The sequence below is a fragment of the Pseudosporangium ferrugineum genome (assembly GCF_003002065.1).
Taxonomy (GTDB): domain Bacteria; phylum Actinomycetota; class Actinomycetes; order Mycobacteriales; family Micromonosporaceae; genus Actinoplanes; species Actinoplanes ferrugineus_A.
The window spans coordinates 41,450-56,289 of sequence record NZ_PVZG01000001.1 but is presented as its reverse complement, the minus strand read 5'-3'; the positions used below and the strand labels follow the sequence as shown (position 1 = coordinate 56,289).

General features: G+C 73.2%; 12 protein-coding genes. 9 read left to right on the top strand and 3 right to left on the bottom strand.

Translation table 11 applies throughout. The features are described from left to right. Positions 1 to 20: 20 nt before the first annotated feature. The gene (locus tag CLV70_RS00280) at positions 21 to 1,415 is read right to left on the bottom strand and encodes a KamA family radical SAM protein (RefSeq protein ID WP_106124275.1); all 1,395 of its coding nucleotides are present in this window, start codon (positions 1,413 to 1,415) and stop codon (positions 21 to 23) included. Positions 1,416 to 1,522: 107 nt separating this feature from the next. Between CLV70_RS00280 and kdd the strand changes: the two genes are divergently transcribed. From kdd to CLV70_RS00235, 9 genes are all read left to right on the top strand, one after another. Next, entirely contained in the window at positions 1,523 to 2,563 is a 1,041-nt protein-coding gene (gene kdd, locus CLV70_RS00275; protein ID WP_211303588.1) for an L-erythro-3,5-diaminohexanoate dehydrogenase, read from the top strand. A gap of 5 nt (positions 2,564 to 2,568) precedes the next feature. Beyond that, on the top strand, positions 2,569 to 4,110 hold the full coding sequence (locus tag CLV70_RS00270; protein WP_106124274.1) for an amidohydrolase: 1,542 nt from the start codon (positions 2,569 to 2,571) through the stop codon (positions 4,108 to 4,110). A gap of 2 nt (positions 4,111 to 4,112) precedes the next feature. Then, positions 4,113 to 5,666: a lysine 5,6-aminomutase subunit alpha gene (kamD, locus tag CLV70_RS00265; protein ID WP_106124273.1), complete on the top strand. Its 1,554-nt coding sequence runs from the start codon at positions 4,113 to 4,115 to the stop codon at positions 5,664 to 5,666. Then, entirely contained in the window at positions 5,663 to 6,397 is a 735-nt protein-coding gene (gene kamE, locus CLV70_RS00260; protein WP_106124272.1) for a lysine 5,6-aminomutase subunit beta, read from the top strand. The genes kamD and kamE overlap by 4 nt, the downstream gene beginning before the upstream one ends. Continuing rightward, positions 6,394 to 6,759 (top strand): 3-aminobutyryl-CoA ammonia lyase, encoded by a 366-nt coding sequence (kal, locus tag CLV70_RS00255; protein ID WP_106124271.1) that lies wholly within the window; start codon positions 6,394 to 6,396, stop codon positions 6,757 to 6,759. The genes kamE and kal overlap by 4 nt, the downstream gene beginning before the upstream one ends. After that, positions 6,756 to 8,030: a glutamate mutase L gene (locus CLV70_RS00250; protein ID WP_106124270.1), complete on the top strand. Its 1,275-nt coding sequence runs from the start codon at positions 6,756 to 6,758 to the stop codon at positions 8,028 to 8,030. Before kal ends, CLV70_RS00250 begins: the two co-directional genes overlap by 4 nt. 581 nt (positions 8,031 to 8,611) lie before the next feature. After that, positions 8,612 to 10,231, top strand: coding sequence for an apolipoprotein N-acyltransferase (gene lnt / locus CLV70_RS00245; protein WP_106124269.1), 1,620 nt, complete (start codon positions 8,612 to 8,614; stop codon positions 10,229 to 10,231). After that, complete coding sequence (locus tag CLV70_RS00240) at positions 10,228 to 11,037, top strand: polyprenol monophosphomannose synthase (protein WP_106124268.1); 810 nt, start codon at positions 10,228 to 10,230, stop codon at positions 11,035 to 11,037. The genes lnt and CLV70_RS00240 overlap by 4 nt, the downstream gene beginning before the upstream one ends. Before the next feature lie 67 nt (positions 11,038 to 11,104). Then, positions 11,105 to 11,635, top strand: coding sequence for an FxsA family protein (locus tag CLV70_RS00235; protein ID WP_106124267.1), 531 nt, complete (start codon positions 11,105 to 11,107; stop codon positions 11,633 to 11,635). A gap of 394 nt (positions 11,636 to 12,029) precedes the next feature. Here CLV70_RS00235 and CLV70_RS00225 read toward each other — a convergent pair whose 3' ends face one another. Further along, positions 12,030 to 12,368 carry an RNA polymerase-binding protein RbpA gene (locus tag CLV70_RS00225; RefSeq protein ID WP_015622005.1) on the bottom strand — a complete coding sequence of 113 codons (339 nt, stop codon included), beginning with the start codon at positions 12,366 to 12,368 and terminating at the stop codon, positions 12,030 to 12,032. Between the two features lie 1,007 nt (positions 12,369 to 13,375). Continuing rightward, positions 13,376 to 14,626: a coiled-coil domain-containing protein gene (locus CLV70_RS00220; RefSeq protein ID WP_245907932.1), complete on the bottom strand. Its 1,251-nt coding sequence runs from the start codon at positions 14,624 to 14,626 to the stop codon at positions 13,376 to 13,378. Between the last annotated feature and the right edge of the window lie 214 nt (positions 14,627 to 14,840).

Sequence of the window (14,840 nt, the reverse complement as noted above, 5' to 3'; positions counted from 1 at the left end):
ACTCCCGGGGCCCTTCTGTGTCACTCGGCGATCTGTTTGCGCCACCAGTCCTGGCCGGACTCGGGCAGCGTGTCGATCGGGTCGTAGTACGCGTAGAGCTTGTTCAGCGCCTCGGCGTCGTCGTGCTCGAGCGACGTGCGGTAGTTCTTGGTCCAGTACGAGATGCCGTGCTCGCGGTCGTAGTCGGCGACCATGTGCACCCAGCGCTTGCCGACGAACGGGACGTCGCAGACGATGCGCGGGGTCGCGTAGCCGGGGAGGTAGCCCATCATGTCGTGCTGGAGTTGCTGGGCGTACCAGACCGGGACGCGCCAGTGCTCGGCGTTGGGGATCATGTCGCACATGTAGAAGTAGTACGGCAGGATCCCGGCCTCGCCCTGCAGGCCGAAGCAGAGGTCGAGCAGGTCGGGCGTGGTGGCGTTGACGCCGCGCATGAGCACGCCCTGGTTGCGGACGTCGCGGACGCCGACCTCGAGCAGCATGCGGGCGGCGCGGGCGACGAGCGGGGTCAGCGAGTTCACGTGGTTGACGTGGGTGTGCACGGCCAGGTTGACGCCGCGGCGTTCGGCGGTGATGGCGACGCGGTTGAGGCCCTCGACGACGTCGCCCTGGAGCCAGTGCTGGGGCAGGCCCATGAGGGCCTTGGTGGCGAGCCGGATGTCGCGGACGGTGGGGACCGAGAGCAGGCCCATCAGGTACGTCTCGAGCTGCTTCCAGGGCACGTTGGCGACGTCGCCGCCGGAGACGACCACGTCGCGGACGCCGGGGTGGGCCTTGAGGTAGGCGAGGTGGGCGTCGTAGCGGTCGACGGGCTTGAGGGTGAGTTTGAGCTTGTCGACGGTGGGGGTGCTGTTGCCGACGAGGTCCATGCGGGTGCAGTGGCCGCAGTACTGGGGGCAGGTGCTGAGCAGCTCGGCGAGGACCTTGGTCGGGTAGCGGTGGGTGAGGCCCTCGGCGACCCACATGTCGTGCTCGTGGAGGCTGTCGCGGCTGGCGTGGGGGTGTGACGGCCAGTCGAGGTGGCGGTCGGTGGCGACGGGGAGCATGTAGCGCCGGACGGGGTCGGCGTAGAACGACTCCGTGTCGGGGGTGCGGTCGGGCACCATGGTGTTGAGCATCTGGGGCGGGATCAGCATGGACATGGTGGCGAGGCGCTGCATGTCGGTCTCGAGGTCGGCGTAGAAGGCCTCGTCGAGCAGGTCGCCCATGACGGTGCGGAGTTGTTTGACGTTCTTGACGCAGTTGACGCGCTGCCACTGGGCGGATTCCCACTGGGCGGTGGTGACGGTGCGCCAGCCGGGGAAGCGGGTCCAGTCGGGTTCGGTGAGGGGGCGGCGCCGGTATTCGTACGGCTGGCCGGCGGTGGTGTCCGGGGCGGTGGCCGGCTGCGTCAACGGAGCCTCCTGGGTTGGGATCGTGATCGTGATCGACGATACTGGAGATTCTTCGGTCTAGTAACTCTCGGCCCGGAGGATTTACGGTGTAGCGACGATCGGGCAGCTTCTTCTGAGGGATGGTGGGCATGGCGTTCGCGGTGGGGCTGTCTCGGGTGGTGGAGCCGGCGGGGGTGCTGCCGCAGGCGGCGTGGAAGCTGGACGCGCGCCCGGAGATCGGCGCGGACGAGGTGCGCATCCGGGTGGAGCGGCTGAATCTGGACGCGGCGAGTTTCCGGCAGCTGTCGGCGAAGCACGGTGGTGACGGTGCGGCGGTGCGCGCGGAGGTCCTGGGCATCGTGGCTTCGCGCGGCAAGATGCACAATCCGGTGACCGGTTCGGGCGGGATGCTGATCGGGGTCGTGGACGAGGTGGGCCCGGAGTCGCCGTTGCCGGTGAAGGCCGGTGACCGGGTGGCGACGCTGGTGTCGCTGACGCTGACGCCGTTGGTGATCACGGATGGGCTGGCGGGCTGGGACGGCCTCGGCGAGCAGGTGCCGGCGTCGGGTCACGCGATTCTGTTCGGCCGGTCGGTGGTGGCGGTGCTGCCGGAGGATCTGGCGCCGGAGCTGGCGCTGGCGGTGTTCGACGTGTGCGGGGCGCCGGCGCTGACGGACCGGGTGGTGCGGGGGTACGCGGGGCCGGGCGCGCCGGTGTCGGTGGCGGTGCTGGGTGGTGCCGGTAAGAGCGGGTCGCTGGCGTTGACGGCGGCGCGGCTGGCGGGTGCCCGTACGGTCGGGGTGGTGGTGTCGGACGCGGAGCGGGAGTCGCTGTCGGGGGCCGGCCTTGCCGATCACGTCGCGGTGGCCGATGCGCGGGATCCGGTGGCGGTGTCGGCGGCGGTGGTGGCGGCGCTGGGCGGGCCGGCGACGGTGACGGTGGTGTGCGTGGATGTGCCGGGGTGCGAGCACGGGGCGATCCTGTCGACGGCGGCGGGCGGCACGGTGATCTTCTTCTCGATGGCGACGAGTTTCCCGGCGGCGGCGCTGGGGGCGGAGGGCCTGGCGGCGGACGTGACGATGCTGGTCGGCAACGGGTACGTGCCGGGGCATGCGGAGTTCGCGCTCGATGTGGTGCGGCGCACTCCTGCGGTCCGGGCGTTGTTCGAGGCGCGGATTTCGGCACACTGACGGTCATGACTTCCCATACGGTGCTCTATTCCCACGGCCGGTTCTATTCGGCGGCGGATCCGCGGGCGACGGCGATGCTGGTGCGTGACGGCCGGATCGCGTGGCTGGGTGCGTCGGCGGAGGCGCCGGCGGCCGACGTGGTGGTGGATCTCGGCGGTGCGCTGGTGACGCCGGCGTTCGTGGACGCGCACGTGCACGCCACGGATACCGGGCTGGCGGCGGACGGGCTGGATCTGTCCGGGGTGCGGTCGGCGCCGGAGCTGCTGGCGGCGGTGGCGGCGTTCGCGGGCACGCGGGGGCCGGACGCGGTGGTGCACGGGCACGGGTGGGACGAGTCGACGTGGGCGGATCAGGTGCCGCCGGACGCGGCTGAGCTGGAGCGGGTGGCCGGCGGGCGGCGGGTGTACCTGTCGCAGGCGTCGGTGCATTCGGCGCTGGTGTCGTCGTCGTTGCTGGCGGCGTGCCCGGGCATCGAGGCGGTGCCGGGGTACGACGCGTCGGGCTGGGTGCGCGAGCAGGCGCATCATGCGGTGCGGGCGGTGGCGCTGGGGTCGCTGACGCCGGCGCAGCGGGCGGCGGCGCAGCGTTCGGCGTTGCGGCTGGCGGCGTCGCGCGGGGTGGCGGCGGTGCACGAGTGCGCGGGTCCGGGTACGTCCAGTGAGCAGGATTTCGCGTCGGTGCTGGCGTTGTCGGGTCAGGGCCTGCCGCGGGTGTTCGGCTACTGGGGTGAGCTGGGCGGGGCGTTGCGGGCGAGGGAGCTGGGCGCGGTGGGTGCGGCCGGTGATCTGTACGCGGACGGGGCGCTGGGCTCGCGCACGGCGTCGGTGCGCAGTGCGTACGCCGACGGTGACGGTTGTGGTGAGGCGTTCGTGTCGGCGGAGCAGGCGGGGGAGCACCTGCTGGAGTGTGTCGAGGCGGGGGTGCAGGGCGGCTTCCACGCGATCGGTGACGCGGCGATCGAGGCGGTGCTGGAGGGTTTCGCCCGGGCGGCGAAGGTGATCGGGGTGGATCGGCTGCGGGCGGGCCGGCATCGCATCGAGCACGTGGAGCTGGCGGACAAGGCGATGATCGCCCGGCTGGTGGAGTTCGGTGTGGTGGCGAGCGTGCAGCCGGTGTTCGACGCGTTGTGGGGTGGCCCGGACCGGATGTACGCGCAGCGGCTGGGGGTGGAGCGGGCGCTGGCGTCGAATCCGATCGGGGCGATGTACGCGACGGGGGTGACGCTGGCGTTCGGTTCGGATTCGCCGGTGACGCCGCTGGATCCGTGGGCGGCGGTGGTGGCCGCGGCGGCGCCGCGCAATCCGGTGTTCCGGATGAGTGTGCGGGCGGCGTTCGGTGCGTCGACGCGGGGTGGCTGGCGGGCGGTGGGTGTGGACGACGCGGGGGTGCTGGCGCCGGGGGCGCAGGCGACGTTCGCGGTGTGGGAGACGCCCGGGGGTGTGGAGGGCGGGCTGCCGGCGCTGTTGCCGGGGGTCGAGGGTGAGGTGCCGGCGCGGCCGGTGTGCCGCCGGACGGTGTTGTCCGGCGAGACCATCTACGAGGAGTGACGTTGGGCAAGTTGGGTCTGGACCCTGAGGTGGTGCGGCGGGCGAGGGAGCTCGCCGTGCGGGCGGGGCAGCCGGTCGTGGATCTGGCGCGGTCGCACACGACCGTGTCGGTGGAGCGGGCGGTGCTGCGCCTGGCGGGGGTGCGGGGTGCGGACTCCGACGGCATTCCGTGGGTGAACCGGCTGGTGGATGCGGTGCGCGCGGATGTGGGGCTGGGGCACGGGGTGGCGGTGCCGGTGTTCCATGCCCTGGCCGCGGAGGGCCTGGCCGATGTGACGGTGCTGGCGCAGAAGGCGGCGGCGGGGGCGGTGCGTTTCGGCGTACCGGAGAAGAAGGGTGAGGTGACGGCGGCGCGGCGGGCGGCGCGGCGGGCGGCCAATGCGGGTCTGAAGGTGGTGGACCGGCGGCGCGCGGAGCGGGAGCGGCTGATCAGGCGGTGGGGTGATGCGCCGCGGCGGCCGTGGATCTATCTGATCGTGGCGACGGGGGACATCTACGAGGACATCCCGCAGGCGCAGGCGGCGGCGCGGGCGGGCGCGGACGTGATCGCGGTGATCCGGTCGACGGGGCAGTCGTTGCTGGACTACGTGCCGGAGGGTGCGACCCGGGAGGGTTTCGCGGGTACGTACGCGACGCAGGAGAACTTCCGGCTGATGCGGGCGGCGCTGGACGAGACGTCGCGGGAGCTGGGCCGGTATGTGCGGCTGACGAATTACGCGTCGGGGTTGTGCATGCCGGAGATCGCGGCGCTGGCGGGCCTGGAGCGGCTCGACATGATGTTGAACGATTCGATGTACGGGATCCTGTTCCGCGACATCAATCCGATCCGGACGTTCGTGGATCAGCGGTTCTCGCGGCAGGTGCACGCGCGGGCGGGGATCATCATCAACACCGGTGAGGACAACTACCTGACGACGGCGGACGCGGTCGAGGCGGCGCACACGGTGACGGTGTCGCAGTTGCTGAACGAGTTCTTCGCGCACGAGGCGGGGCTGGCGGACTGGCAGCTGGGCCTGGGGCACGCGTTCGAGATCAATCCCGAGGTGCCGGAGTCGTTCCGGCTGGAGCTGGCGCACGCGTTGCTGGCGCGGGAGTTGTTCCCGGACGCGCCGCTGAAGTGGATGCCGCCGACGAAGCACATGACCGGTGACGTGTTCCGGGGCAACCTGCTGGACGGGTTCTTCAACCTGGTGGGTGCGCTGACCGGGCAGGGGATTTTGCTGGTGGGGATGATGACGGAGGCGGTGGTGACGCCGTGGCTGTCGGACCGCGACATCGCGCTGCAGAACGTGCGGTACGTGCTGAGCGGGGCGGGGAACCTGCACGAGGATTTCGTGCCGGCGCCGGGCGGGTTCATCCAGGGGCGGGCGCACGAGGTGCTCGGTGAGGCGGTGGGCCTGCTGGAGCGGGTCGTCGAGGACGGGTTGCTGAACGCGATCGCGGACGGCACGTTCGGGATCATGAAGCGGCCCGCGGACCGGGGCAAGGGTCTGGACGGGGTGGCGCGGCACGAGCCCGGTTACTACAACCCGGTGACGGAGGCTCTGGAGTCATGACGATCGTGCGGCCCTACGGGGACACGACCGGTGACGGCATGGTGCAGGTGTCGTTCACGTTGCCGCTGGTGCACGACAAGCGTGCCGAGGGTGCGGCGGTGCAGCTGGCGAACAAGATGGGGCTGGACCCGGCGATGCTGGTGCACGCCAAGCCGATGGGCGAGGGGTTCACGTTCTTCGTCGTGTACGGCAGGGTGAACCACCTGGTCGACACGGACGAGGTGCAGGTGGTGGAGCGGGATTTCCCGCTGCTGAGCGCCAAGGAGATCAACGCGGTCATCAAGCGCAAGCTGCGGCGGCGGCTCACCGTCGTGGGGGCGTGCATCGGTACGGACGCGCACACGGTCGGCATCGACGCGATCCTGAACCTCAAGGGCATCGCCGGCGAGAAGGGCCTGGAGTCGTACCGGGAGCTGGCGGTGACGAACATGGGCGCGCAGGTGTCGGTGCCGGAGCTGGTGGAGACGGCGCGGGCGCAGAAGGCGGACGCGGTGCTGGTGTCGCAGGTGGTGACGCAGCGCGACGCGCATCTGCTGAACACGCGGGCGATGTCGGCGGCGTTCCGGGAGGCGATGCCGGCGGGCAGGCGGCCGTTGCTGATCGTGGGCGGGCCGCGGTTCGACGAGTTGATGGCCGCGGACCTCGGCGTCGACCGGATCTTCTCCCGGGGTACGACGCCCCGGGAGGTCGCCTCCTATCTCGTCCACGCGCTCGTAGGGAGCCCATCATGATCACTGTCACGCACCGCCGCTACGTGCCGTACTCGCACGCGCATTACGCGGGGAATCTGGTCGACGGGGCGTACTCGCTGGGGTTGTTCGGGGACGTGGCCACGGAGGTGTGCATCCGGCTGGACGGCGACGAGGGCCTGTTCGCCTCCTACGACGACGTGCAGTTCAAGGCGCCGGTGCAGGCCGGCGACGTGCTCGAGGTGACCGCGACGGTGGTGAAGATGGGCACCCGCTCGCGGAAGATCGCGTTCACGTCGACGGTGGTGTGCCGGGGCACGGGCGGTTCGGCGGCTTCCGTTCTGGACGCGCCGATCGTGGCGGTGACCGCGACGGGCACGGTTGTCGTCCCCGCGAAGGCATGAGCGCGGCCGTCTGCGTCGACGTCGGGTCCACGTACACGAAGGCCCTGCGGGTGGAGCTCGGCGACGGGCGGGTGACGGGCCGCGCGGAGGTCCCCACGACGTCGGATGCGGAGGTGCTGACCGGTCTCGACGAGGCGGTCGCGGCGGCCGGCGGCGGTGATCACCTGTACGTGTGCTCGTCGGCGGGCGGCGGCCTGCGGCTGGCGGTGGTCGGGTACGAGGCGCTGGTCACGGCCGAGGCGGGGCACCGGGTGGGCCTGTCGGCGGGGGCGCAGGTGGTGCACGTGGCGGCGGGCCCGCTGGACGGGCGGGCGGTGGCGGCGCTGCGGGCGGCGCGTCCGGATGTGATCCTGCTGGTCGGCGGCACCGACGGCGGTGACGAGGCGACGGTGCGGCACAACGCGGGCCGGTTGGCGACGTCGCGGCTGCGGGTGCCGGTGGTGGTCGCGGGGAACGCGGCGGCGGCCCCGGACGTCGCGCGGGTGCTGACCGATCGGGGGGTGCCGGTGACCGTGGCCGGAAATGTGCTGCCGCGCATCGGGGTGCTGGATCCGGGTCCGGCGCGCGCGGCGATCCGGGAGGTGTTCCTGCGGCACGTGATCGGCGGCAAGCGGCTGTCGAGGGGCGGGCGGTTCGCGTCGCTGGTGCGGTGCGCGACCCCGGACGCGGTGCTGGCGGGGGTGTCGCTGCTGGCCGACGAGTCCGCGGCGGGGGTGCTGGTGGTGGACGTGGGCGGGGCGACGACGGACGTGTACTCGGCGCTGGTGCCGGACGCGGAGCTGTCGCACGGCCCGCAGCGTGACGTGGCGGGCACGTTGTGGCGGTCCCGCACCGTCGAGGGTGACCTGGGTGTGGGGGTCGGCGCGCCGGGGGTGGTGGCGGCGGCCGCCGCGGAGAAGCTGCCGGTGCCGGACATCACGGGCGGGCGGCCGTACGACGCGGCGACGGACCGGGACCTGGCGGCGTCGGCGGCGATGATCGCGCTGCGGCGCCACGCCCGGGGGCATTCGCCGGGGCCGGGGTTGCCGCGGACGGGCGGGCGCGATCTGCGCGACGTGCGGCTCGTGGTCGGCTCCGGCGGGGTGCTGCGCCACGGCGGCGGGCCGGCGGTTCTCGACGCCGTTCTCGGTGACACCGCGGGAGGCTGGGCGGCGCCGCGGACGGTGCGCCGGGTGGTCGACACCGCGTATGTGCTGGCCGCGGCGGGTATGCTCGCCGAAGATCATCCGCGGGCGGCGGCGGCGCTGGTGAACAGCCTGGCCCTGTCCTGAGACCTCGGCCTCGGCTTCCGGCGTTCCTCGGCCTCGGCTTGCGGCGGACCTTGGCCTCGGCTTGCGGCGGACCTTGGCCTCGGCTTGCGGCGGACCTTGGCCTCGGCTTGCGGCGAGACACGCCGAGGAACGCGACACGCCCGGGTACGGGTGACCCGGTTGACAAGGCGCCGGGGGTGCGACGTACCGTCGACGGGTCCTTTTCCGGGTAGCGGTTGTTGTTCGCTTCGTTCCTTCGCCCACTGGCCACGCGGCAAGACCCGAACCTCACGCGTACGCCAGGTCCAGGGGGTGGGGGTCGGCGGGGCGGCGCGGACCTGCCGCGTCTTTCCGGTGCGGGTCGGGGGTGGAACGGGCCAGTAGACAACGGCGTGACGCGGGCAGCCAGCCCGTGGCGGGTCGGTCCGAAGGTCCCGCTACATCGTTCCGGCGCACCGGCCCGGAAGAAGATCTCTGGGAGCAATCGGGGCGTGGTCTGCGGGCCGCGCCCCGATTCCCTTTCCTTTCCCGCCCGCCGTGCCCGCTGCCCGGGCGCGACGGTTCCGTGATCCCTGGCAGGTAGCCTTCCGCGGGTGGATCTGATGACGGTTCAGCCGACACCCGCGCCGGCGGGCGCCGCGGCCCCGGGCCCGGCCGGCGTCCGGCCGCTGCCCCGGTGGGTGTCCGTCGTGCTCGCGCTGATCTCGGGCGCGGGCCTGCTGCTGTCGTTCCCCCCGTACGGGCTGTGGTGGCTGGCGCCGGTCTGCGTGGCGCTGCTGGCCGCGGCGACGCACCGGCGGCGGCTGCGCGGCGGGTTCGGCGTCGGCCTGATCGCCGGGCTGGTGCTGTTCGTGCCGCTGCTCGACTGGACCCGCATCGCCGCGGGCTGGCTGCCGTGGATGCTGCTGTCCTTCGCGCAGGCCGGCTACCTGGCGCTGCTGGGCATTGCCGCGGCCTGGCTGTCGCCGCTGACCGACCGGTTCCGGGCGGCGTGGCCGCTGCTCACCGGGCTGCTGTGGGTGACGCAGGAGGCGCTGCGCGACCGGGCGCCGTTCGGCGGGTTCCCGTGGGGGCGGCTCGCGTTCGCCCAGGACGACGCGCCGGCGCTGCGGCTGGCCGTGGCCGGCGGGGCGCCGCTGGTGACGTTCGCGGTCGCCGCGGCCGGAGGCGCGCTGGTCGCGCTGGCCTGGCGCAGCTGGCGGCCGCGCACGTGGTTGCCGGCCGCCGGGTTCGCGGTGGTACTGGCCGCCCTGGTCGCCGGCCCGGCGTTCGTGCCGACGGCCCGGCCCGCACCGGCCACCACCACCGTCGCCGTCGTGCAGGGCAACGTGCCGCGCCTCGGCCTGGACTTCAACGCGCAGCGCGCCGCGGTGCTGCTCAACCACGTGCGGGCCACCGAGAGGCTGGCCGAGGACGTACGCGCGGGCCGCAAGCCGCAGCCGCAGCTGGTCATCTGGCCGGAGAACTCCAGCGACATCGACCCGCTGCGCAACCAGGACGCCGCCCAGCAGATCGCCGCGGCGGCGAGCGCCATCGGCGTACCGATCCTGGTCGGGACCGTCCTGCGCGGCGACGTGCCCGGCGAGATCCGCAACGCCGGCATCCTGTGGATGCCGGTGACCGGACCGGACCTCGACCAGGTGTACGTGAAGCGGCACCCCGTACCGTTCGCGGAGTACATGCCGTTGCGCCCGATCGCGCGGCTCGTGTCCGACAAGGTCGACCTCGTGCAGAACATGGTCGCCGGTGACCACCCGGGGGTGGTGCGCACCCCCGCGGCGACCGTCGGCGACGTCATCTGCTTCGAGGTCGCGTACGACGGGATCGTGCGCGACACTGTCACCGGCGGGGCGCAGATCCTCGCCGTGCAGACGAACAACGCCACGTTCAACGAGGCCGAGGCACGCCAGCAACTCGCGATGGTACGGCTGCGCGCCGTCGAGCACGGCCGCGACGCGCTCATGGTGTCCACCGTCGGGGTGTCCGCTTTCGCCGGTACCGACGGGCGGGTCCACGGGGCGACCGGCTTCAATGTGGACGCTGTGGTCCTGCATGACATGCACGTCGGGGGACCGCGTACGCTGGCCACTCGTCTGGGACATTGGCCGGAGGTCGCGGCGGTCGCGCTGGCCCTGCTCGCCCTGGCCGCGGCGGCACCGCTGCGACGCAGGCGGCGGGGCGGCGACGACAGCGCCGCAGAGCGAACGACGGAGGAACGGTGAGCGACGCGAACCCGACGGCAGCGGGCTCGGAGGGATACCCGGGGGTCGGCCGCGTGCTCGTGGTCATCCCCACCTACAACGAGGCGGACAACGTACGGCTGATCACCGACCGGGTCCGCCGCGCCGTCCCGTCCGTGGACATCCTCGTCGCCGACGACAACTCGCCCGACGGCACCGGCGCCATCGCCGACGAGATCTCCGCCGCCGACGACCACGTCTTCGTGCTGCACCGCGCCGGCAAGGAAGGCCTCGGCGCCGCGTACGTGGCCGGCTTCGCGTGGGCCAAGGACAAGGGCTACGACGCGGTCGTGGAGATGGACGCGGACGGCTCGCACGCCCCGGAGGAGCTGCCGAAGCTGCTCGACGCGCTGCGCGACACCGACGCCGTGCTCGGCACCCGCTACATCCCCGGCGGCAGCGTGCACAACTGGCCGATCCACCGGCTGCTGCTCTCGCGCGGCGGCAACATCTACATCCGCATGGCGCTGGGCATGCCGTTCAAGGACGCCACCGGCGGCTACCGGGCGTACCGGATGCCGGTCCTCGACGCGATCGACGTGTCGACCGTGGCGTCGCAGGGCTACTCGTTCCAGGTGGAGCTGGCCTGGCGCACGTACAAGCGCGGTTTCCGGATGGCTGAGGTGCCGATCACGTTCACCGAGCGCGAACACGGCGTCAGCAAGATGAGCGGCAACATCTTCAAGGAACAGCTGCTCAGGGTCACTGTGTGGGGGGCGACGGCCCGCAAGGAGGCCCTGCTGAACAGGCTCGGCCGCAAGCCGAAGCAGCCCTCGACCTGGCCGTGACCGCGCACGCCCGTGTCATGCTGGACGAGTCTCCTGCGGGAGAGTGTCCTTCGGGAGGGTGAGGGGAATGCGTCGAGGCCTGGCTCTGCTACCGGTGGGGCTGCTGCTGCTCGCGGTCGCCGAGATCGCCGCGTTCGTCGCGGTCGCGCACGCGCTCGGCGCCGGCTGGGCGGTCCTGCTCATCGCGGTGTCCAGCATCGCCGGCCTGGCCCTGCTGCGCCGCGAAGGCATCCGGGGCTGGCGGGCCTTCCGCACCGCCGCCGAGGCGGGACGCCCCCCGGGCAGCCAGGTGAGCAACTCGCTGGTCGGCCTGCTCGGCGCGCTGCTGCTCGCGGTCCCCGGCTTCGTGTCGGCGCTGGCGGGCCTGCTGCTGGTCGTCCCGCCGGGCCGCACCCTGGCCCGCCACGGCGTGGAACGCTTCACCGAACGCCGCGTCTCGTCAGCGGTGGCCGGCGACCTGTTCGGCCCCAGATACGTCCGCGTACGCCAATCCGACCCGGTCGACGAACCACCCACGGCGACCCGCACCCCCGCCGGCGAGGTCCCGCCGGGCCCGATCGTCACGGGCGAGGTCGTCGAGGGCGAGATCGTCCGCTGACCCGCGCCGGCCGCCCCCGCGCGACCGAATGTGATCGTGCTGGGCGGCGCCCGTGGCCCGGTGCGGGGCGCTGACTCCGGCCACCCTCGGCGGCCGGGTGGCGCGCTTCGGCGGAGAGGCGCCCGGACCGAGCGGAGCGAGTTCCTCCCTGCGGAGACCCGGAACCCGCCGGGGGCCGGGGAAGGCGGCGATCGGCGCTCGCTCGGACTCGCGGTGACCTTGCCTACGTGGCCTACGTGCCGCTTTACGGTCGGCGTCGCCGGCGCCGGCGGGCTGGTGTGCGGAAGCCGCGGGGCCCCGAGGCTCCGCGGCTTCCGGTGGTGTCGCAGGGTGCGCACAGCAGATCGCCGTCCCGCCCTCGTCGGCGGAACGGCGATGATCGGTGCTGTGCCGGTCAGCGACCGCGGCGGGTGCGGACCTCCTGGAGCCGTTCGTTGAGGATGTCCTCCAGCTCCGAGATCGAGCGCCGCTCCAGCAGCATGTCCCAGTGGGTACGCGGCGGCTTCGCCTTCTTCTGCTCCGGCTCGTTGCCGTCGACCAGTCGCGCGACGCTGCCGTCGAACTTGCACTCCCAGGTGATCGGCACCTCGGCGTCGACGGCGAACGGCACCTCGAACTGGTGACCCTTCACGCACAGGTATTCGCGGGTCTGCCGGGGCGCCAGTTCCGTGTTGCGGTCCGACTCGTAGCTGACTGCGCCAAGTCGGCTGCCGCGCAGCATGCGTTCGCCCATGATCGGCTTTCCCCTCGCTCGTGGTGCTACTTGCGTTGGTATAACGAAAGGGGCGGTCGCGGGATTCCTGGGCGACCGCCGTGTGTCGACGGTGTTAACGCTCCGAGCGTAACCGGCAGTGTCCCCTATCGGCCGACTCAGCCCTGTCCTGAAGTGGACCTTGGTCCACTTTACGGGATATTGCGCGATCTACGGATAGTGCGATGTCGGTCACTCGGTCGGATAGCACCAGCCCCACCCGGCCCGGCACCCCACCCACCAGTCTGCCCGAGCCCCGCCACGCCGCAACCCGAGCCCCGCCGCCCGTTGGCAGGCCCGCACAGGCCTCGGCGATCACAGGGGCCAGCCAGCCATGCCCAAGCCCGCCCATCCAGATCCGCGCACGCCTCCGCGATCACGCGACCCACCCCGCCGCGAGCCACCGGCCACCGCGAGCCACCCTCCGCCGTAATCCACCCTCCGCCGTGACCCACCGGCCACCGCGACCCACCCCGCTGCCGCGCAGCCCACTCGCTGCCACACGGCGCCTCGCCGGCGCGCCGCCGCGCTCCGCGCGGGACAGCGCAGGCACGACCGCGGGCCCAGCCCCGACACCGAGCCGGCCACCCTCGCAACCCGCAACCAGCCCGTCGTCCGCGGGGGCCTCACGCGACGCTCCGGGCGACGAATTGCTTCGCGGTCCCGTCCACGTCGGGGCGGAAGAGTTCGGGGCAAAAGACGTCGGGCAAAGGAGCCGGGCCGGGCGTGGCGCCCCCGATCCTCCGCGCAGGCCCGGTTGCCCCGTCCTCACCACCGGATCGGCTCGGCGGCACACCCTCACCACCATCCGCTCGGCGGTGCGTCCTCATCACCTGATCCGCTCGGCGGCACACCCTCGCTACCTGATCCGCTCGGCGGCGCGTCCACGCTGCCGGAGACCCAGCCGCCGGTGGCCGTGTGAAGGTCCCGGGCAGTCGCGGGCACGGCCAGCGTGCTCACCGACGGGTTCGGCAGGTCGGCGGGCGGTGTCATCGGCCGGCCCCCAGCGACGCCAGCGCCGAGGCCAGGTCGCTGACCTGGGCCGACAGCTGCGCCACCCGTTCGTGGGCGGCGTCGCCCTCCGCGCGGGCCGCTTCCGCTCGCCGGCGCAGGTGCTCGGCGTCGCGTTCCGCCGCCTCGCGCACGGCCGCCAGCTCCGCGGTCACCCGGGCCAGCGCGGCCCGGTCGCGTTCGGCGTCCGCGCGGGCCTCCTCGACGGTACGCCGCAGCGCCGCCGACTCCTGAACCGTGCGGGCGAGCTCGGCGACGGCCTGCTCGCCGGCTGCGGCCGCGGCGTCGCGCTGGGCCCGGGCCTCGTCCCGGGCCGCGACGGCCGCATCCCGCTGCGCGCGGGCCTCGTCCCGCTCACGGTGGGCCGCGTTGCGCTCCCGAGCGGCCGCGTCACTGGCGGCCACGGCGGCGTCGCGGGTGGCCAGCGCCTCGTCGCGTTCGGCTCGGGTTGCCGCCGCGCCGGCCAGGGCTCGGTCGAGGTCGCGGGCGGTGGTCGCGGCCTCGTGGCGGGCTTCGGTGAGCTCACGACGTACGGAATCGGACTCACGGCGGGCCTCGTCGAGCTGGCGCCGGACCGCGTCGCGATCCGCTTCGGCCTGGACCCGCAGGGCCGCCGCCGCGGTCGCTGTGGCCTGCGCCTCGTCGCGGGACGCCGTGGCCTGGCGCGCGTCGGCGGACGCGGACTCCGCCAGCCGGTGCGCGGCCTGGGCGGCGTGCAGGGCGTCGTCGCGTTCCGCGCGGGCGGCCGCGGCCTCCTGCACCGCCACCGCCGTGGCCTCGGCGGCCCGGTCGGCGTCGCGGCGTGCGTCGTCGCGCTCGGTGTGGGCGGCCGCGATCTGCCGGGACGTCTCCGCGCGAACCTCGGCGATCCGCCGCTCGACCCCGGCCGGCGACATCTCGGCGTGCAGGGCCTCGCTCAGCGTGCCGACGAGCTGGTCCAGCCGGTCGACGACCTCCCACGTGCGGGCCACCTGCCCGGCCAGCCCCGGCGACGCCCGGTGCCGCATCCGCACGTTGCGCGAGGCCCGCTGGCACTCCCCGTCGTTGTCGCGGCAGTAGCGGAACGGCCGCCCCGCCGAGGCACGCTGCGGCACCGAGCGTCCGCAGTGCGCGCACGGGCGCGTCTCGGGCACCGGTTCGGAACCCGGCGTCTCGTCGGGGATCGTCACGGTCAGCACCGTCTGCTTCGGCACGGGCCGCGGCGTCGGGGAAAGGTCGTCGTCTGCCATCGGGGACCGAGCCTATCGCCGGGGTACGACAACATCGGGGAACCGGCGCTCTTCGGCGTACGATGTCGAGTCGCCCGCCGACCTGATGGCCGGCCACGACGGCGCCGGAATCCGCGGCCCCGGACGTAGCGTGGGCGAGGCGACGGCCGGCCGGGCGAGCAAGGTGACCGGTGCACCGCGCTCCGCGCGGGAAAGCGAAGCGTTACTGGCCGGC